Raw genomic sequence first — 19,520 nt, 5'->3', positions numbered from 1 at the left:
TTTCGCACCTCCCCATGTCGTCATTGGATCAAGAATGAATTCGCGTCGCATCATGGCCGCCTTCCCGTCGGCGGCCGACGAACAAGTCACGCTCGCCAACTGGCGTCAGCATCCCTTCAACGAGTGGGCATTCCGCAATGTCCGCGAACTGCTGCCGACCGCGAACATCGCACGCGCCCCGACGCCGACGCCGCTGTCCTTTGCGCCGCGCTATCTCGACGACGTCAGCTTCGCAAATCCGCGGGGCGAGACGGTGGGCGTCGGCCAAGCGCTGCGCGCCAGCCACACCGACGGCATCGTGGTGTCGCATCGCGGCCAGGTCGCGTTCGAATGGTATGCCCACGGCCTGGCACCGGATACGCCACACCTGATCTTCTCCGTCAGCAAGTCGGTCGCCGGAACGCTTGGCGGCATCCTGGCCGATCACGGCAAGCTCGATTCCGACGCGCCGGTGACGCGCTATATCCCGGAGATGGAGGGATCGGTCTATGGCGGCAGCTGCACGGTGCGCCACCTGCTCGACATGAGCGTCGGCATCCGCTTCGACGAGGACTACATGGCGCGCGACGGCGACATCATGAACTACCGTCGCTCGACCGGCTGGGAGCCGCCGGATCCGAGCATTCCGCCGAGCAATCTGCGCGACTATCTGCGTACGCTGCGGCCGAACGGCGCGCCGCATGGCGAGACTTTCCACTATGTCTCGACCAACACCGACGTGCTCGGCTGGGTCTATGAGCGCGCCTGCGGCATGTCCTATGCGAAGATCCTCTCGCACTATCTGTGGCAGCCGATGGGCGCCGAGCACGACGCCTACATCACCGTCGATTCGCGCGGCGCGGCGCGCGTCGCCGGCGGCGTCTGCGCGACACTGCGCGACCTCGCCCGCTTCGGCGAGATGATGCGCAATCACGGCATCAGCAATGGACGGCAGGTGGTGCCAGGCTGGTGGGTCGACGACATCAGGCAGAACGGTAATGCCGAGGCCTGGTCGCGCGGCGACCTGACCAAGGTGTTCCCAAACGGCAATTACCGCAACAAGTGGTACACGCTCGACCGCGGCGAAACGCCGTTCGCCGCCGTCGGCATCCACGGCCAATGGATCTACATCGATCCGGCCAACGAGACCGTGATCGCGCGCGTGTCCTCGCAGCCGCTGCCGATGGACCTCGATCTCGACCACATGTGGATGCGCGGCTACCGCGCGATCGCGGCCAGGCTTGCCGGCAAGGCCTGACCGGTCGACGGTGGCCTCATTCGACAGGAGGCCGCCGCGTATGCCAGTCCGTCACCGACTGGAACGCGGCGCCCGCGCGGACCAGCACGTCCTCGGACAGATGCGGACCGACCAGTTGCATGCTGAGCGGCATCTGGTCCGAGGCCATGCCCATCGGCAGCGTGATGGTCGGGCTGCCCGAGAAGTCGAACACCGCCGTGAAGCGCAGAATGTTCAAGAGCACGTTGGGGTCGGCGCCGTATTCGCTCATCTTGGTCAGGGTCGGGATCGGCACCGGCATCGTTGGGATCAAGAGGAGATCGATATCCTCGAACATCGCAGCAAGACTGCCGCCGAACTTCAGCCGCTCGTGATGGATCGCGGCAATGTCGACGCCGCTCGTCGCCCTGCCCTGCTCGATCAGCTGGGCGAGGTCCGGCCCGTATTCCGACTTCCGCGACGGGTAAGTGTCCAGATGCGCCTCTGCCGTCTCCACCGAGCACATCGCGATCCACTGGCTGACGAGCTTCTGGTACGGCGGGACATGCACTTCGCGGATGTCGGCGCCGAGATCGGCGAGCGTGCGCTCGGCTTGCACCAGGGCGGTCACGACCTGCCGGTCGATACCCTCCTGGGTGTACCTGCGATCAACGCCGATCCGCAGCCCCCTGATGCCCTCGCCTGCCCCGGCCAGATAGTTCGGCACCGGCGCCCGCAACGCAGTCGGATCATTGGCGTCAGCGCCGGCGATGACACCAAGCATCGCCGCGGCGTCCGCAGCGCTGCGGCACATCGGCCCGACGTGATCGAGCGAGTCCGCCAACGGGAAGATGCCGTGACGGCTGACGCGGCCCCAGGTCGGCTTGATCCCGGTCAAGCCGCAGGTTGCCGACGGAAACCTGATCGAGCCGCCGGTGTCGCTTCCGATCGAGCCGTAACAGAGCCCCGCCGAGGTCGCGACACCCGATCCGCTCGACGAAGAGCCGACCCAATAGTTCACATTCCACGGATTGAGCGGGGCCTCGATTGCAGGATGGTGGCTGGTGTAGGCGCCCTCCGTCATCTTGAGCTTGCCGAGCGTCACCGCGCCCGAAAGCTCGAGCCGGTCCACGATCGTGGCGTTGAAGGACGGCACGAACTTCGCGTGGATCGTGGTGCCGCCCGTGGTCGGCGCAAACGTCGTGTAGCAGAGGTCCTTCAGGGCGATCGGAACGCCGTGCAGCGGGCCGCGCCAGATGCCCCTGGCGATCTCCGCATCGCGCTGTTTCGCCTGGGCCATGGCGCGTTCCGCAAGGACGTGCGCGTAGCCGTGAAACTGCCCATCCAGTTTCGCGATCCGGCCGAGGATCGCCTCCGTGATCTCCGACGACTTCGCCTCGCCGCGGCGGATGAGCCCGGAGATCTCGGTGATCGACTTGTAGTGCAATGGATCCGCTGACATCTGACGCCCTGCTGTTTTCGGAAAATGCCTGCCCGGACCGCCGCTCCGGGCGGCGGTCTCGTCACTGTGCTGACGACGCGCCGCGCCTAGAACTGCACGCCCCGCGTCAACGCTCCGTCCACCACGAGGTTGGTCCCCGTGATGAAGCTCGCCGCCTTGCTCGCAAGAAACACCGCGGCATTCGCCATCTCCTGCGGCGTGCCCATGCGGCCGGTCGGGTTGAGCGCCAGCGCGGACTTGTACAGTTCGGGATTGCCGTCCTTGATCATGTTCCAGACGCCGCCCTCGAAATAAGTATTGCCCGGCGACACCGAATTGGCCCGGATGCCCTTGGCGGCAAGCTGGTAGGCGAGCCCCTGCGTGTAGTGGATGATCGCGGCCTTGAACGTCCCGTAAGGACCGCTGGCAAAATCGACCTCGCGGCCCGAAACGCTGGAGATGGTGACGATCGCCGCCGCCTTGCTCTTCTCGAGATGGGGCATCGCGGCGTTGACGAGCCGCACCGTTCCCATCATGTCGGTGGAGAATTCCTTCTCCCAGCTCTCCTCGTCCTGGCCGATCGAGAGCGCACTGACATTGGCGACCACCACATCGATGCCGCCGAGCTTGGACGCCATGTCGGCGACCCAGGCCTTCAGCGCCGGTCCGTTCGCGACGTCGACCGCACCGCCGAACGCCGCAACGCCCTTGGCCTTGATCGCGGCAACGGCGCTCTCGACATCCGCCTGGTTGCGCGCGCAAATGCCGACATTGGCCCCCTCGGCGGCGAACGTGTCGGCGATTGCCCTGCCGATGCCCTTGGTGCTGCCGGTGACGAGAACCTTTGCTCCCTTGAGTCCCAGATCCATGTCCATTCCCTCCGTTATTATCGATTATGGAAACCGCACTTCACCACGCGGCGCAGCCGGTCAGAGCAACAGCTGCGCGCGAACATTGTCTTCGTTGACCTCCTCACCGGCCAGCGACCGCGTGATCTTGCCCTTCTCCATGATGTAGCAGCGCTGCGCGATCGCCAGGATGGTGTCGAGGTTCTGCTCGACGAAAATGATTGTCGTTCCGAGTTCGCTGCGGAACGACTTCAGCGCTTCGCAGATATGCTGCACGATCGAGGGCTGGATGCCTTCGGACGGCTCGTCGAGGATCATCAAGGAAGGATTGCCGATCAGCGCGCGACCGATCGCAAGCTGCTGCTGCTCGCCGCCCGACATGGTGCCCGCGATCTGCCGCCGGCGCTCCTTCAGGCGCGGAAAATACGCGTAGACGAGTTCCGGGAGCTTCTTTCCATCCGGCCCGCCGATCAGCTCGCCGACCTGCAGATTCTCCTCGACGGTCATTTGCGGAAACACGTCGCGCCCCTGCGGGATGTAGCCGAAGCCGGCACGCGCGCGGGCATCAGCCTCGAGCTGCGTGACGTCCTGATCCATGAAAGTGATGGTGCCGCGCCAGGTCTGCAGCAGGCCGATCAGGCAGCGCATCAGCGTCGACTTGCCGACGCCGTTGCGGCCGATCACGCCGACGATCTCGCCGCGCGAGACCTGCATGCTGACGCCCTGCAGGATCGGCGTCGCGCCGTAGCCCGCCCAAAGTCCCGAAACGTCCAGAATGCGATCAGTGGGCATGGGTCTTACCCAGGTAGATTTCCGCGACCTTCTCGTCTGCCAGAATGGCCTCGAGGCTGCCGCGCGCGAAGATCTTGCCAAGATGCAGAACGGTGACGCGTTGCGCGACCTGACGCACGAACGCCATGTCGTGCTCGACCACGAGCACGGTCATGCCCCCGGCGTTGAACGACTTGATCAGCTCGCCGGTCTTGTGGGTTTCCTCAGGCGACATGCCTGCGGTCGGCTCGTCGAGCAGCAGGAGTTGCGGCTGCAACGCCAGCGCCATCCCGATCTCGAGCCATTGCTGCTGGCCATGCGACAGCGCACCGGCAAGCTTGCCGCCGTCATCGGCCAGATCGAGCAGCGCCAGCAACCGCTCCTCTTCCTCCATGCGCTCGGCGCCCGAAAGCCGCTCCTGGAGGGCGATCTGGATGTTCTGCCGCACCGGCAGTTCCTTGAACACGCTCGGCGCCTGCATCTTGATGCTCATGCCACGTTGCACCCGCGCGTAGGGCCGCTCGGCGGTGATATCGACGGAGTCGAAGAAGATGCTGCCCGTGGTGGGCGGATAGAGGCCGACGATCAGCTTGAACAGCGTGCTCTTGCCGGCGCCGTTGGGCCCGATCAGGCAATGGACTTCGCCGGCATTGACCGTCAGGTCGACGTCGGAGACCGCGGTCAATCCACCGAAACGCTTGGAGACGCCTTTCACATCGACCAATGCCATGGATCAAGTCTCATCCGATTGCAGTCGGGCAGTATCGGCAAGCGCAGGAGCCTCGTCGCGCCGCCGGCGGCGGTTCCACCAGTCGACAACGAGCTTGCCAATACCCAGCACAAACCCCTGCGGCGCCAGCATCACGGTGGCGAGCAGCAGCACGCCCATCAGCACCAGCGCAGCCTGCTGGCTGTACACCGTGATGGTCTGGAAGCCGAACAGCAGCAGGAACGAGCCGACCAGGGTCGCGGTGAGATCGTTGCGCCCGGAGAACGCCACCCACACGATCGGCATCGCCGCCGCCGGCAGGCCGATGCTGGAGGGCGTGATGAACTGGCCCCAGGACGTGTACAGCGCGCCGCTGAGGCCCGCGAGGCCGCTGCCGATCACGAAGGTCAGAAGCTGATACTTGCGGACGTCGTAGCCGAGCATCTCGGCGCGCTGCGGATTTTCCCGCGTCGCCACGATCACGTTGCCGACGCTCGAGTTCACCAGCATGCGCAGCGCGATGTAGACGATCACGATCAGCGCGACCATGACGTAATAGAGCGCCGATCCCTCGATATCGAAGCTGCCGACCGTGAGCGGATCCATTCCCTTCATGCCGTTGAAGCCGTTCAACCGCGCCGGGCCGATATGCCATTCGGGTCCGGCCGTCTGTCCGAGAAAGAAGGCGAGCACCAGCGTCGCCGAGAGCGTCACGATGCCGAAGAAGATTCCGCTGATGCCGCCCCAGATCATGAAATAGCCGAGGATCCCGGCCGCGATCATCGCGATGACAACCGAGAGGACAAGCGCGGCGATCGTGGCCGTTCCGCCGCCCATGTTGATGGCGAGCACGCCATAGCCGTAGCCGGCGATGCCGAAGAAGAAGGTCTGGCCGAACGACAGCATGCCGCCATAGCCCCACATCAGGCAGAGCCCGAGCGCCATGAAGATCCAGATCAGGAAGTAAGCGAAATTGCCGACGTCGTAGGAATCGGCGAACAACGGATAGATCAGCGCGCCCGCCAGCACGGCAAGGAAGCAGGACCAGAAGATCTTGCCGCGTCCGAGCGTCTGCGGACCGTCGAGCAGCTTCAACATCAGAAATTCCCGTCTAGCGCCCACGACGCACCAGCACGCTGGATAGCCCTTCAGGCAGCACACGTATGATCAGGATCACAGCAAACAGCATCCCGATCTGCCCGATGATCTGGCCGTAGCTCGCATTCAGCGCCATCCGGATCATCGCTAGGAACACCGCGGCCGGCGCGGTTCCGAGCAGGACGTTGGCGCCGCCGATCACCACGGTGACGAAGCTCTCGACCACGAAGGTTGCCCCCATGGTCGGGATCAACGTCATGGTCGGCGCGTAGAGCGCGCCGCAGAGTCCCGCGAGCGCGGTGCCGATCCCGAAGCTGATGGAATAGATCCGTCCCGTGCGCGCGCCGAGCGCCTTCGCCATCGCTGCGTTCTGCATCGTCGCGCGCGCGATCACGCCAAAGCGCGTTTTCATGAAGATGATGTAGAGACCCGCCAGCACCGCCACCGCAGCGCCGAACAGCACCAGGCGGTAGGTCGAGAACGTGTAGCCGCCGATCGCGAAGCTTCCTTCCGGCGTGCCGATGCCGCGCACGGCAGACCCGACGATCAGCAGCATCGACTGCGTGACGATCAGGCTGAGGCCCCAGGTGGCGAGCAGCGAGTCGAGCGGGCGTTTGTAGAAGCGCCGCACGACGAGGTACTCGACGATCATGCCGATAACTCCCGCGGTCAGCGCGGCCAGGATCTGTGCAATCGGCAGCGGCACGCCGAGATTCACGAGCCCGACAGTGACATAGGCGCCGCACATGATGAACTCGCCATGCGCCATGTTGATGACGCCCATCATGCCGAACACGATGGCAAGCCCCGCCGCGGACAGGATCAGGAACGCGAAGACGTCGGCGAACTGATAGAATACCGAGAAGAGTTCAGCCGACATTCCGCTCTCCGTGATCACGACGCCGCATCATTGCGGCGCCGTCTCGGTTCGAAGTCGTCATCAACACGAGCAAGATTCGTGCCCGCGCATCACGATTTGCTGGGAAGATGACTCGGGGTGTACTGATCCTTGTCGTTCTTCTTGGTGAGATCGCAGCCGATCTCGCCAAGCCAGTACGGCTGGATCGTTCCGTAGTCCTTCTCGACGGTCACCTCATGCTTGGGCCCGACCGAGATCAGGCGCATGCGGTGCGAGGTATGCTGGCTCTTCGGATCGATACAGACCTTGCCCTCCGGCGCGTCGATGCAGGCATCGCCTGACGCGATCACCTTGCGCATGTCTTCGAGCTTGGTCGACTTCGCCTTCTCGACCAGCGCCTTGTACATGTAGAGCGCGTTGTAGGCGTTGTAGCCCATGTCGTTGATGTAGAGCTCGTCCGGGAACTTGGCGTGCCAGCGCTTCTTGAAGTCGTTGGCTTCGGGCGTGTCGATCTCCTCGAACCAGTTCGCGGTCGCATGCATGTTGTTGAGCGCCGGCGGCTTGAACCGCTTGTGCTCGAAACCAAGCATGATCTTGATCGAAGACCCCATCGGCAGATTGAGATTGGCCGCGGCCGCCTGCTCGAAGAACGAGTCCTGCGCGGCGCCGACATTGATGGTCAAGAGCCAGTCCGGCTTCGCCTTCTGGATGTTCTGGATCGTCTGCGCGAATTGCGAGACGCCGAGCGGGATGAATTCCTCGCCCACGACCTCGCCGCCGAGGTCCTTCATGATCTTCCGATTCCACTCCGCCGAGATCTGGCCGAAATTGTAGTCGGCCGCGATGACGTAGACCTTCTTGCCGAACTTCTCGACCATCCAGGGGATCAGGGTCGAGAACTGCTGCTCCGGCACCGCGCCCATGCTGACCATGCTGGCGTCGCAGACGCCGCCTTCATACTGGTTCGTATAGAAATACGGCGTGGTGGTGCGATCGACGATCGGACGCAACGCCTCGCGCGAGGCTGAGGTGATGCCGCCGATCAGCACATCGACCTTGTCGCGATTGAGCAGCCGCCGGCCGAACTCCTGATAGCGGGCGTTGTCGCCCTGCGGATCAAGATGGATCAGTTCGATCTGGCGTCCGAGAATGCCGCCGCTCTTGTTGATCTCCTCGACCGCCAGCTGCGATCCATGCAGCTTCGGCATGCCCATGAAGGCGAGATCGCCGGAGACGTCCTCCAGCAGGCCGACCTTCAGCGGCGGTTCTGCCGCCTGCGCGCTTCCTATTGCCGCGATTCCAAGCATTGCACAAAGCAAAGCCATTCCAACTATTCGCCCCGAATTCATCGCGATGTTCCCTGTCGTTGAATGATTGTTGGAAGTTCACGCCTTGAGGTAATTCTTCAGGATCGACGCCCCCATCGTGTATTTGGGGTCGACCATGTTGCCGAGCCGCATGCGGCCGGCCTGGCTGAGCAGCATGTAGGCGTCGATCTCATCGAAGCCGTAATCGGCGCTCATCCACCGCACGAGCTCGCGATAGGCGATCCGTGCCGCGTCCTCGAGCGGACGCGCACTGCCGATCGTCATGATGAAGTCGCGCGTCTCGAGCCGCGGCCAGGCAAAGCTCCAGTTCTTGATCAAGTCGATCTGCAGCGTCACGGTCGCGCGCTGCTCGAGCGCAACACCCGAGAGCTCACCATCGCCCTGCGTCGCGTGGCAGTCGCCGACATAGAGCAGCCCGCCTTCGGCATGCACCGGGAAATAAATGATCGCACCCGGTGCCACGTCGGGCAGGTCCATGTTGCCGCCGTGGTAGTCGGGCTGCAGCGAGGAGATCGCCTCGATCTCGGGCGACACGCCGATCGTACCGATGAACGGCTCGTAGGGCAGCGTGATCTTGTCGTTCCAGCGCACGCCGTTGCGGTCGACATGCAGCTTCTTGACGCGTTCGGGCAGCGGCGGATTGAGCAGTGCCGTCGATGCGGTGCCGACCAGGCCGCCGAACTCCGGAATGATGCAGGTGGTGCCGGCCGGCTGCGCGCCACGAGTCTCGACGTCGCGGATATAAACGGCGAGGCAATCGCCCTTCTTGGCACCCTTCACCGCGATCGGCCCGCATTGCGGGTTCAAATAAGGGAAGTTCAGCTTCGCCGTCGGGCTGTCGCTTTCGCTGGTCAGCACGCCGCCGAAGGCATCTTCGGTCTCGACGACGACCACCCCGCCGGGATCGATCGACAAGGTCGGCTTGGCATAGGGTCCATAGACGTAATGGAAACCGCCCTGCTGCTCGATCGTCAGACTATGGGTCGTGCCCGTGGCGCCCGTGGCGACTGCACGCTTGGCCATGATGGAACTCTTCAACCAATCTTCGGTCATGCGAACGGGCTCCTCAACTCAGATCGCGGGATGGCGCTTGTGCCAGTCGGTGACGCGCTGGAAGGCATCGCCCGCACGAACGAGACTTGCTTCGTCGAAATGACGGCCGACGAACTGGAAGGCGACCGGACCACCGTTCGATGCGAAGCCGCCGGGAAGCGTGACGGTCGGGCTGCCGGTCATGTCGAACGGACAGGTGAAGCGCAGCAGCCCGGTGATCAGCGACGGGTCCTCACCCAGCGCCGCCATCTTGGCCAATGTCGGCGCAGCGAACGCCTGGGCCGGAACGGCAATCAGATCGACCGTCTCGAACAGCAGCCGCACCGCGCCGCGGAACGCCTCACGCCGCAGCACGATCTTCTGATAGTCCATGCCGGACTGCGCCCGGCCGAGATCGAGCAGGCCCGCCAGCGCCGGACCGTATTCGTCCTTGCGCGCGGGATAGGTCTCCTCGTGCGCAACGGCCACCTCGATGCCGCACAGCGGGAACCAGTCTTCGATGACGGCCTTCGGATCGGGAAATGTGATCTCCTTGATCTTGGCACCGAGGTCGGCCGCGACGCGCAGGCCGTCGCTGAGCACCTTGCCCGCAGCCTCGTCGGTGCCCTCGCTGGTCCAGCGCCGATCAACCCCGATCGACACGCCGCGCAAATCCCCCGTCAGGCCCGCGAGATAATCCGGCACGGGCAGCGGCACGGAGGTGGTGTCCTTGGGATCCTGCCCTGCGATCGCGGCGAGCATCGCGCCGCAATCCGCTGCGTTGCGCGCCATCGGACCGATATGGTCAAGCGTGGCTGCGAGTTCGAACGCGCCGTAACGGCTGACGCGTCCCCAGGTCGGCTTCAATCCGGTGATGCCGTTGGCGGCCGAGGGAAAGCGGATCGACCCGCCGGTATCGGTTCCAAGCGAGCCGAAGCAAAGCCCCGCGGCGGTGGCGACGCCGGAACCGCTCGAGGACGCGCCGGACCACAGATCGGCATTCCAAGGATTCTTCGGCGGATCGATCTTCGGGTGATGGTCCGCATAGGCGCCCTCGGTCTGCTGCAACTTGCCGAGGATAATGGCGCCGGCATCCTTCAGCCGCGCCACGACCGTGGCGTCCTCGTTCGGACGGAAATCGCTATGAATGGTCATGCCGTGCGCGGCCGGCGCGCCCTTGGCCCAGCACAGATCCTTGACCGCGATCGGCACGCCGTGCAGCGGTCCCTTGATCTTGCCGGACGCGATCTCCTTTTCGGCCGCTGCTGCATCAGCAAGCGCCGCCTCGCCCATCACATGAGCGTAGCTCTTGAGCTTGCCGTCGAGCTGCTCGATCCGCCCGAGCATCGCCTTGGTCACCTCGACCGGCGAGAGCTTGCTGGCCTGGATTTGCTGTCCGACCTCAATCAGTCCGAGATAGTGAAGATCCGTCGTCGGCATCGTTTCTCATCCCCGCACTTGGCACCGCACTTGGCACGACGCAAGCGCAGGCACTGCCCATCACCGCGCATGCGCCTCCGGCTTGGCGACACGGGCGTGTCGCCAATTTGTTTGGCGGCAAAAGCAAAAAGCCACCCGCCCCTCCGAAACGAAGGTGACGAATGGCCCAAATGCCGCGGCTATGATCTATCGCAAGGGACCGTGATCGAACGGAGCACTCTGCGCGGCGATCGGGACGTCATCGGCCAGATCGACGCACGCAAGGTTCGACAGGAAGCCCTGTAGGAGAAAATTCTAAGGAGGTGTGCAGCGCGTTGTCAACGAGGCTGGCTGCACAAATTTCGCAAGGTGCATGCGCAGCAAAACGGCATGACCTCTTGCACCGACCTCTGCGAAGATGATTTCCTTCGCAAGTTGCACTGAAAGTCGTCGATGACAAAGCCGTCCATTCCCGTTGGCATTATCTGCTCGCAGCACGGGCCCTATCAGGCCATGGGACGCGAGATCCTGAAGAGCGCCATGATGGCGGTCGACGAGATCAACGAGCAGGACGAGTTCGACTTCGCGATCTCAGCGCACGTCCGCGATCCCCGCGGCATCATTTCGGAATACCATACGGTCTGCGACGACCTCATTCGCAATGTCGGGGTCGAGCACATCATCGGCTGCTACACTTCGGCCTCGCGCAAGCAGGTGCTGCCGATCGTCGAGCGCACCGACCGTCTGCTCTGGTATCCGGCGCGCTACGAGGGCTTCGAATGCTCCGACAACGTCATCTATGTCGGCGCCTCGCCCAATCACAACGTGCTGCCGCTGGTGCGTTACGTGCTCGACAATCTGTCGCGCGAGATCTTCTGTGTCGGCTCCAACTATGTCTGGACCTGGGAAACCAATCGCGTCACCCGTGAGCTGGTGACGGCGGCGCGGGGAAAGATCCTCGCGGAACGCCTGCTTGAGCTCGGTGAGAGCGCGGTCACGCACATCGTCGACGAGATCGTGCGGCGCCGGCCGCCGGTCGTCTTCAACACGCTGGTCGGCAGTTCGAGCTATGATTTCATCCGCGCCTTCCATGCGGCGACCCTTGCTGCGGGTCTCGACATCCCGATGCTGAGCTGCAGCCTGTGCGAGCCCGAGCTGAAGATCGCGGGCCCCGCATCGGCCGGGTGCATCACGTCGTCGGCCTATTTCGAAAGCATTCGCCTGCCCGAGAACCAGGCCTTCGTCGCGCGCTGGAAGGCGCGTCACGGCGAGCACTCTAGCCCGTCCGTGGACGGGCAGTCCGCCTATGTCGCGGTCTATCTGCTGGCCCGCGCATTGCAGCGCGCCGGCACATCCGACATCGGCGAGGTGCGGCGCGCCGCGGCCGGCCATCGCTACAATTCGCCGCAAGGTCCGGTCTGGATCGACGGCAGCAACAACCACTGCGTCCTGACGCCGCGGCTCGCCGTCTCCAACGCCGATGGACAGTTCGACATCTTCTGGGAAGCTGAAGCGCCGGTCAGACCGGATCCATACCTGACGCAGCTCGACATCGCCGCCAGCCCCGCACGGGATGGAACGTTGCCGAATGCGCCGCATCTGCGGGTGGTGAAATGAGCAAGCCGTCGTCATTTTCGCTGCGCGGGCGCAAGGCGCTCGTCGCCATCAAGGACGAGCGCGACGCCACCATCGTCAGGCGCCAGTTCGAGCGTCTCGGGATCGACATCGTCACATGGGAGCCCGGTTGGGACGGCGGCGCCAATATCGACTGCCGGCCGGACGTGGCGCTGATCGACGACGAGTTCCTGCCGCTCAGCTCACCAGCGCAGCGCACCTCGCTGGGGCGCAGCCCGGTCATCGCCTTGCTCGGCACCGAGACGCCGAGCCGCCTGAAGCTGGTGCTCGACCTCGATCCGGCCTCGTTCCTGGTCAAGCCGCTGCGCTCGGCCGGCATCTATGCCGCGCTCGTGCTGGCCTTCGAACGACGCGAACGCACCAACGAGCTGAAGCAGCAGGTCGTCAAGCTCGAGCAGCGGCTTCGATCGCGCCGCGTGGTGCTCGCCGCCGTCCTTCAGGTCATGCACACCCACGCGCTGGCCGAGCCGGCGGCCTTCGCGCTGATCCGGCGGGCCGCCATGGAACAGCGCAAGACCATCGAGGAGCTCTCGGCCGAGATCACCGCGAAGGGCTCCCTGCCCCGGGCGGCCGGTTAGTCGGTGCAGCTACCAAAACAGCGAAAACAACCCCATGCAAAGGGCCTGGCGGCTGCCGTTCGACAGGGCAGCTTGACACGTCGGGCAACTCAGGGGTACATTTCCAATATTCCGAAATCGCGCAAGCCCGCTCGCCCGCAAATGCGGGGCGAGGTGAAGCGGAGCCTGCTCGATTCAGAGACAAGTCATCGCGCGTTAAAGCGGGATGAGTTCTGGTTGAATCGGCTTGTCGCGATCTCGGTTCACCTCTCCCCGTTGGGGAGAGGTCGGATTGCGCTCGGCGATGCGAAGCATCGTCCGGGAGCAATCCGGGTGAGGGCTCTTGACCTCTCGATAGACTGTAACCCTCACCCGATTTGCTGCGCAAATCGACCTCTCCCAAGGGAGAGGTGAACGTCCGACGCCGTTCCAGTTCAACCTAATCTCATCATGCTTTAGTTCACAACCTGCCGCCGCTCTTCCGGCGTCAGCTTCTTCATCTGCTCCGCGCTCAACTGGCCATCGCCGATCAACTGAAAGGCACTGTTCGGATCGTATTGGCTTTGCTTGTCGTTGCCGCGCCGCTTCGGCTCATCGCCGCCGTCGCCCCCGCCGTAGCCGAGCACTTCGACGATGATGACGGAGGGCTGATCGTTGGCGCGTTGCGGCGGCACCTCGGCTTGCTTGGCAGCGGCCCCCGCCGTGTTCGAGGCTTCGCTCAAGGCGCCCATGTTGGGCGCCTGGACCACCGGCACGCCGATCACGCCGCCCTGCGCCTGGATGTTGGCAGCGTTGACGATATGCAGCGCAGCGATGTTGACGAAGCTCGACGCGCGGATACCCGCCTCGCCCGCATCGACGGTACCGAGCGGCGCGATCAGATCGACCGTGCCGCGCGGCACCTCCGGGATCGGTTGCAGCGTTGCGATGCCGGCGCCGCTCGACGGCACCACCGGCGATATCGTGATATTGCCGTAGCTGTCGTAGGCGCGTTTGGGCGGCGTATAGATCACCGTGGTCTTGGCGCCGCGGCCGGCGTTGATGTCGCCTCCCGCCGACCAGATCACGATATTGCCGCCGAACGTCGTCATGATGCGCGACAGGCCCATCAGCACGCTGTTCTGCGAATAGATCTGGATGTTGCCGGCGCCCTGCGTGATGAGGCCGGCATCGGCGCCCGGCAGCAGCCCCTCGGTCCCGATCGTGACGCCGCCGCCCGGGGTCAGGAACTGGATGTCGCCGCCGAAATCGGTGTGCACGAAGCCGCTTCGAATGGCGTAGTTCACACCCGCACCAGACGCCGCGGTGAACATCGTGATATCGCCGCGATAGGCCCCATCATGCGGGAACAGCGCCGCGATCGCCTCGCGCCCGCGCAGATAGGAAGCGGTGCGCGGGCCGTTCGTATCGGTGTATTCGCGTCCGCCCGCGGTCAGCTCGGCATAGTAGACCTGCCGCAGGAAGAAACGCTGCTGTGCATCCGGCAGCGTGAAGAAGTAACCGAGCGCATCGGCCTTGGCCCCGCGATAGCCGAAGCGCTCCGTCAGCCAGTCGTAAAGCTCATCACCGTAGGTCTTCGCCACCTTGCCATGCTGGTCGGCGAGCGGCCCGGCACTCGCGAGATTGTTCGGGTCGAGATAGAGCCTGGCAAAACCGGTCCAGTCGACTTGACCAACACCGATTTCGCCTGCGCCGACGCCGGCCTGCATCACCACATTTGCACCCGGCCGCTTGTCGCCGGCGGCCAGCGCCCCGATGCTTTCGACCGTCGCAATCGACCCCTGATAGATGTTCTTGGCCGCCGTGATCTCGAGCGTGCCGGGGCCGGCAATCGCCCAGCCTCCGCTTGCACCAGGGTTGGCTCCGGGCCAGCCTGCAAAAATGTCACTGCCACCGGCCGCGATGGTGGACACATCATTGGGATCGTCGTGGAGGATCAGGCCCTTTGTATTGACGATGTCACCGCCAGCAAGCATCCGCAGCGGTCCTGCCGCCTGATAATAAACGTCGCTGGAGGCAACGCCGTCAGTGGTCTTCTGCACCGTAATGATCTGCCCATAGGTAATCCCGGTGATATCGCCGTTCACCGCATAGATGCGTGCCGGGTCGCCCTGGATTGGCGCAGGGTTATCCTTCGCCGTGTTCGCGCCAAAGGCAAAGGGGTACCCGCCCGTTTCATAGGAGTAGACAGGGAGTCCTGCAAGCAGGTCGTTCACCAGAGCATAATTGCCCCAATAATTCGAGGCCGTGACGAGCTGTCCCCCCGGTTGGTCGATCGAGATCGCCCAAGCAGGGTGGAATGGTGTTGCGAGAGCCGATGTCGGCGCCATCGACGCTCCGATGGCGTTCGTGGTGCTGAAGATCGATCCTTCCGCCAGCATCTCGAACGCGCCGTTCTCCGACGGCAGCAGCATTCCACCCAACGAATTGTAGATGTTGCCGTTCGCGGCGATCGCCCGCACGGTCGAAGGCAGGAACGGGAAGCCGAGTGGCGCACTGCCCGGCGCGAGCGAACCGCCCGCGGCGAACATGTTGACGGCGGTTTCCCCCGTCCACAGCGTGAACCAGCTGGCGCCCTGGCCGCTCGTGCTGCCGTTGTTGGCGGCCGTCACGCCAGTGACGCCGACCCGGCCCGGATCGAGAATGTTTCCGACAGCCAGATCGCCGCGTGCGCGAATGTTGATCACGCTGTCGCCTGGCGCGAAGTCCCCGCCGCCGACCGTGGTCATCGAATAGGACGTCAGCGGATTGATCGGCCGCGGGTCTGTGCCAAAATCATTGCGGATGTTGCTCGCGACCATGCTGCCGAAATCGCCCGTCGCGACATCCATGGCACCGCGCAGATTGACGAATTGATTGCCGCCGGTGCCGATATCGCCAGCTTTCACCGACAGCGTGCCGCCGCCGGTCTGCACCAGGCTGCCATCGCCCATCACACGGCCGCTGCCGCCGACAGCGACGATCACACCACGGCCCGCGTCACCAATCGTGCCGCCGGCCTGCAACGTGACATTGCCGCCGCCAAGCGTACCGAGGCCGGAGAAGGCGGAGAGGTTGAAGGACATTCCATTGTCCTTGAGGGTTGGACTGTACGTATAGCTGCCGAAGTTGATGCCCCAGGCGGTCCGCTGACCGATCTCCGAACCGCCCTGGCGCCACAGCCAGCTTCCGATTTCGGTCCCGCGGTTCGCCAGCGTGCCTTTGACATCGGCTTGCGCGACAAGCAGGAAATCGCCGCCATGCTCGGGGTAGTACATGCGCTCCGCGCCGAGCGTCGGTTCGTAGTTCGTGTTCGCCGATCCCAGCACCGTGCCGTCGGCCAATTTGCCTCGGTCGAGGTTGTAAGGATCATTCGCTGCCGTCCCGGTCTCCCTGATCGCGGTGCCGGCCGTATAGACGCCGAACGGCGTCATCTGATCGAAGTTGCCGCCGGCGAGAATCTCGAGATCGCCGGTGCCGGTGCGCACGACGCTGACGCCTGGTGTCGTCGGCTTGTTGATGGTGACGGTGAACGGATCGTTCAGCACCACGTTGCCTGAACCGGCAAGCGCGTCGGCCGTCCGCAGCATCCGGCTGTCGGCGCTCGCAAGATCCGCGCCGCCCACCAGTCGCATCGACCAGGATTGCGTACCCGCCGCGAGCATGGGGGCGGTCGGCCAGACCTGGCGATCGCCCGGTCCGATCAGATTGATGTTCGTCATGCCGGCCGGCAGCACCGTACCCTTGGGCAGCAGCGTATCGGCGCTAAACGTGTATCCCCCAAACAGGACAAGACTGATCCCCGCCGGCAGATTCACAGGCTGAAGCGCCAGACTGTTGAAGCTATTGATGAAGATCGGCCCTGTAAAATAGACGCCCTTCTCGAACACGGTGCCGGCCGGAAATACCGTGTTGCGCAGAATCGTATCGCCCGGATTGTAGGTCATGTCCGGTGTGATGATGTGTCCGCCATTCAGCTTCCTGGTTTGAACAGGTGGTCCTCTCACCGTGAAGTCCTCCGCCAACGTGATTGCGACGGGAAGCGGATTTGCGGCGCTCGGGCTCTCCGTGATGCTTCCGTTGTCGAGTTGCAGCGCCATATTGATTGTGCCGTCGCTCGAAATGGTCGAACCATTGCCGAGGATCACTCCACCCGTCTTGACCGTGTAGTCGGCCGACAGGGTGCCGGAGGCAAGCACGGTCACCGCATCTGGTGACGCCGGTGGCGGTGCGAAGCCGTCGTTGATGCTGCCGTTGATCTTGAGATCGCCGGCCGCGCGGACGACGAGGACTCCCGGTTCGCCGGAGCCCAGCACGGCCGGATCGGCGCCTGGTCCGTAGCGATAGCCGGAGAAATCGAGATCGCCCTTGGTCGAGAGATCGCCATCCGAGGTGATGGCAACGCCCGGCCGCAGATGGAAAGCCGAGCCATAGGCCGCGAGCCCGGCCAGGCGGTTCCGCAAGTCGCCATTCTGAAGCGCGGCATTGATGAATGCCGCACTGTCGGCATTGAGGCCGTCAAGGTAGGCTTGGTCGATGACGCTGCCGCCCGGAAGGTCGTAGCTGCGGAAGCCGTTCACCGCGATGCTGCCGGCGCCGCGAATATCGAGCGGGCCGCGCGCATCGACCGCGATATCATTGGCGCCCGCACCGTCGCCGCCGGTGCCGCCCCGGCGCGGCGCATTGAGCGCGAGCTTGCCGCGCGCCACGCCGTCCGGCGAGCTCATGTCGATGGTCGCGCCCGCGGCCAGCACCATGGTGCCGCGCGTGGTGGTGAGCTCGACGTGCGCGGTGTTGTTGGCCTCGATCGGGGCACCGTAAGAGTCGGTCTGCAGCACTTTGCCATGGGCATCGAGCACGGCATTCGAGGTGAGCCTGAGATCGTCGCGCGCCGACAGGCGGATGGTACCGGGCCTCGCGCCGCTGGCGTCGATCCTGCCGTCGACCGTGAGGCTGCCCTGATCGACCGAGACCGTCACATAACGTGCCTTGACACCGTCGCCGACGACGAGACTGCCCTGGCGCAGATCGAAGCTGCGGGCGCCGAACAGACCGGCATCATTGAGCTTGGCATTCAGCGCGGCGAAATCGCCGAAATTCTGCGCCACGACCGTGAACTGCCCGCTGTCGTAATCGCCGGTCGACGATCCCTTGAGCGTACCCCCGAACGAGACCTGCCCATGCGCGGCGTCGATCGCCTTGGCCGAGATCAAGCCCGCCGCATTGTTCACGGCCGAGACGTCGATCACCGAACCCGCGTTCTGGACGATATCGCCGCTACTGGAACTCAGGATGAGGTCGCCGCCCCAGCTGAACTTGGTGACGTCGAAGAAGGCGATACCGCGACCCGACAGGTCGATCATCGCGTTTCCGCCGAGCACGACGTCGTGCGTCGCATTCAGCGTCAGCTTGCCGGAGGGCAAGGCGAAGGCGGTGTCGACAAACACGCTGTCGCCGGTGAAAGAGAGCGTGCCGCCGAGATCCGTCACGCCACGCGTGTCGGCGGGAGCGGCCCCTCCCGGCGCGACCAGACGCAACGCTGCGCCTGCGCTCACATCGAGCCTGGACCCATTGCTCGCCGTGATCATCGGGGTCGCAATCGTGAGCGCGCCGCCCTGCAAGGCGCCGTTGCTGTCCTGGCTGAGACCGACCTTCAAGGCGCCGTTACTATTCGCCGTGACGCGCTTGGTCGCCGTCAGAGCGACATCGGAGAAACCAAGCACGAAACGGTTCAGCGTTGCGCCATCGGTCGGCTTGCTGTGCGCAGCGTCATAGCCGAACAATATCTCATTAGCCGTGATGGCGAGATGCCCGGATCCCGTGCCGGGCCCGCCGGGCAGGACACTGGCCGGCGGCTGGCTGCCATAGGGGCTTGAGGTGGAGCCGTTTCCACTGCGGATGCCGTTCCAGATCAGAGTATCCGCGGTGATGCTCGCCGTGTCGCTTGCCGAGCCGAGACCATAGATGGCCGGCGTATTGAGAACGAATTTGAGCGCATCGGAGGAGGACGCACCTTGGCGCGTGGTGTCCAGACTGGCACTGCCGATCAGATTGAAGGAGCCGCTCGCCGTGATGATAAGTTGTTCGAGCGCGGGGCTGCCCGCGCTCGTCGACGGCCGCAATAGCTTGTCGAGCACGCTCTGAGACAGATTCCATCCCGATGGAAGCTGGCCGGGAGCCTGCGCCGCCGCCAGGGCGGCCTCGGTGCCGACGTTGACGCGCTCCTGCGTCACGTTCAGATAGCGCGCGCCGAAATTGACGTCACCCATCGCAAGCCCGCCCGGCGCGGCCAGCACAACACTGCCGTCGGTGAGCAGCGAGGCACCACTGGCGACGCTGATGCTTCCGGTTCCAACGGCGTCCAGAAATTGGAACCAGCCATTCGCGACCGCGAGCACGGCCGGCCTGTCACCAGTTGCACTGGGCGACGTGGGGTTCACGTTGCTATAGGTGTAGCCGAGCGTGGAATCGACCGCATTGCTGCTCAATCCGCGCGTATCGATGGTTGCGCCGCCGGCCATGTTGACCGACTTGCCGATCAGGAAGACCTGTCCGGCGCGGATGCTGGCGCCATCGAGGAGATTGACGGTCGCTTGTCCGTCAAAAGAGATTTGCGCGCCTGCGCCGGGAACGCCGTCCTGTGCGTAAG

The 19,520-nt window shown here is 64.3% G+C and carries 13 protein-coding genes; 3 read left to right on the top strand and 10 right to left on the bottom strand.

Annotated elements, in window-relative coordinates; translation table 11 throughout:
- Positions 1–34: 34 nt before the first annotated feature.
- A complete protein-coding gene (locus tag QMZ05_RS31485; protein WP_353704291.1) occupies positions 35–1,237 on the top strand; it encodes a serine hydrolase in 1,203 nt (400 codons plus the stop codon).
- 16 nt (positions 1,238–1,253) lie between these two features.
- Here QMZ05_RS31485 and QMZ05_RS31480 read toward each other — a convergent pair whose 3' ends face one another.
- The 9 genes from QMZ05_RS31480 to QMZ05_RS31440 all read right to left on the bottom strand — a co-directional run bounded on the left by QMZ05_RS31480 (position 1,254) and on the right by QMZ05_RS31440 (position 10,721).
- A complete protein-coding gene (locus tag QMZ05_RS31480; protein ID WP_353704290.1) occupies positions 1,254–2,657 on the bottom strand; it encodes an amidase in 1,404 nt (467 codons plus the stop codon).
- A gap of 86 nt (positions 2,658–2,743) precedes the next feature.
- A complete protein-coding gene (locus QMZ05_RS31475; protein WP_353704289.1) occupies positions 2,744–3,505 on the bottom strand; it encodes an SDR family NAD(P)-dependent oxidoreductase in 762 nt (253 codons plus the stop codon).
- Positions 3,506–3,565: 60 nt separating this feature from the next.
- Positions 3,566–4,276: an ABC transporter ATP-binding protein gene (locus QMZ05_RS31470; protein ID WP_353704288.1), complete on the bottom strand. Its 711-nt coding sequence runs from the start codon at positions 4,274–4,276 to the stop codon at positions 3,566–3,568.
- Positions 4,266–4,985, bottom strand: coding sequence for an ABC transporter ATP-binding protein (locus tag QMZ05_RS31465; RefSeq protein WP_353704287.1), 720 nt, complete (start codon positions 4,983–4,985; stop codon positions 4,266–4,268). The genes QMZ05_RS31470 and QMZ05_RS31465 overlap by 11 nt, the downstream gene beginning before the upstream one ends.
- Positions 4,986–4,988: 3 nt before the next feature.
- Positions 4,989–6,062, bottom strand: a complete 1,074-nt coding sequence (locus QMZ05_RS31460) for a branched-chain amino acid ABC transporter permease (protein WP_353704286.1) — start codon at positions 6,060–6,062, stop codon at positions 4,989–4,991.
- Between the two features lie 13 nt (positions 6,063–6,075).
- On the bottom strand, positions 6,076–6,942 hold the full coding sequence (locus QMZ05_RS31455) for a branched-chain amino acid ABC transporter permease (RefSeq protein ID WP_353704285.1): 867 nt from the start codon (positions 6,940–6,942) through the stop codon (positions 6,076–6,078).
- A gap of 89 nt (positions 6,943–7,031) precedes the next feature.
- Complete coding sequence (locus tag QMZ05_RS31450) at positions 7,032–8,228, bottom strand: urea ABC transporter substrate-binding protein (protein ID WP_353704298.1); 1,197 nt, start codon at positions 8,226–8,228, stop codon at positions 7,032–7,034.
- A 78-nt stretch (positions 8,229–8,306) separates the two neighbouring features.
- The gene (locus tag QMZ05_RS31445; RefSeq protein WP_353704284.1) at positions 8,307–9,302 is read right to left on the bottom strand and encodes an acetamidase/formamidase family protein; all 996 of its coding nucleotides are present in this window, start codon (positions 9,300–9,302) and stop codon (positions 8,307–8,309) included.
- Between the two features lie 18 nt (positions 9,303–9,320).
- Complete coding sequence (locus tag QMZ05_RS31440) at positions 9,321–10,721, bottom strand: amidase (RefSeq protein WP_353704283.1); 1,401 nt, start codon at positions 10,719–10,721, stop codon at positions 9,321–9,323.
- 432 nt (positions 10,722–11,153) lie between these two features.
- Between QMZ05_RS31440 and QMZ05_RS31435 the strand changes: the two genes are divergently transcribed.
- Complete coding sequence (locus tag QMZ05_RS31435; protein WP_353704282.1) at positions 11,154–12,317, top strand: transporter substrate-binding domain-containing protein; 1,164 nt, start codon at positions 11,154–11,156, stop codon at positions 12,315–12,317.
- Entirely contained in the window at positions 12,314–12,913 is a 600-nt protein-coding gene (locus QMZ05_RS31430) for an ANTAR domain-containing protein (RefSeq protein WP_353704281.1), read from the top strand. The genes QMZ05_RS31435 and QMZ05_RS31430 overlap by 4 nt, the downstream gene beginning before the upstream one ends.
- 434 nt (positions 12,914–13,347) lie before the next feature.
- Here the strand turns inward: QMZ05_RS31430 and QMZ05_RS31425 are convergent.
- The coding region (locus tag QMZ05_RS31425) for a filamentous hemagglutinin family protein (RefSeq protein WP_353704280.1) at positions 13,348–19,520 on the bottom strand (6,173 nt) is incomplete at its 5' end.

It is taken from the genome of Bradyrhizobium sp. INPA03-11B, from assembly GCF_040446015.1.
Taxonomy (GTDB): domain Bacteria; phylum Pseudomonadota; class Alphaproteobacteria; order Rhizobiales; family Xanthobacteraceae; genus Bradyrhizobium; species Bradyrhizobium macuxiense_A.
The sequence above is the reverse complement of the archived record's forward strand: the minus strand, read 5'-3'. Positions and strand labels throughout refer to the sequence as shown.

What these genes read in the sequence shown, in the direction of transcription:
- QMZ05_RS31445 (WP_353704284.1), bottom strand. Translation starts at nt 9,302, where the DNA reads ATGACCGAAGATTGGTTGAAGAGTTCCATCATGGCCAAGCGTGCAGTC.
- QMZ05_RS31475 (WP_353704289.1), bottom strand. Translation starts at nt 3,505, where the DNA reads ATGGATCTGGGACTCAAGGGAGCAAAGGTTCTCGTCACCGGCAGCACC.
- QMZ05_RS31460 (WP_353704286.1), bottom strand. Translation starts at nt 6,062, where the DNA reads ATGTTGAAGCTGCTCGACGGTCCGCAGACGCTCGGACGCGGCAAGATC.
- QMZ05_RS31435 (WP_353704282.1), top strand. Translation starts at nt 11,154, where the DNA reads ATGACAAAGCCGTCCATTCCCGTTGGCATTATCTGCTCGCAGCACGGG.
- QMZ05_RS31470 (WP_353704288.1), bottom strand. Translation starts at nt 4,276, where the DNA reads ATGCCCACTGATCGCATTCTGGACGTTTCGGGACTTTGGGCGGGCTAC.
- QMZ05_RS31485 (WP_353704291.1), top strand. Translation starts at nt 35, where the DNA reads ATGAATTCGCGTCGCATCATGGCCGCCTTCCCGTCGGCGGCCGACGAA.
- QMZ05_RS31430 (WP_353704281.1), top strand. Translation starts at nt 12,314, where the DNA reads ATGAGCAAGCCGTCGTCATTTTCGCTGCGCGGGCGCAAGGCGCTCGTC.
- QMZ05_RS31465 (WP_353704287.1), bottom strand. Translation starts at nt 4,985, where the DNA reads ATGGCATTGGTCGATGTGAAAGGCGTCTCCAAGCGTTTCGGTGGATTG.
- QMZ05_RS31450 (WP_353704298.1), bottom strand. Translation starts at nt 8,228, where the DNA reads ATGCTTGGAATCGCGGCAATAGGAAGCGCGCAGGCGGCAGAACCGCCG.
- QMZ05_RS31440 (WP_353704283.1), bottom strand. Translation starts at nt 10,721, where the DNA reads ATGCCGACGACGGATCTTCACTATCTCGGACTGATTGAGGTCGGACAG.
- QMZ05_RS31455 (WP_353704285.1), bottom strand. Translation starts at nt 6,942, where the DNA reads ATGTCGGCTGAACTCTTCTCGGTATTCTATCAGTTCGCCGACGTCTTC.
- QMZ05_RS31480 (WP_353704290.1), bottom strand. Translation starts at nt 2,657, where the DNA reads ATGTCAGCGGATCCATTGCACTACAAGTCGATCACCGAGATCTCCGGG.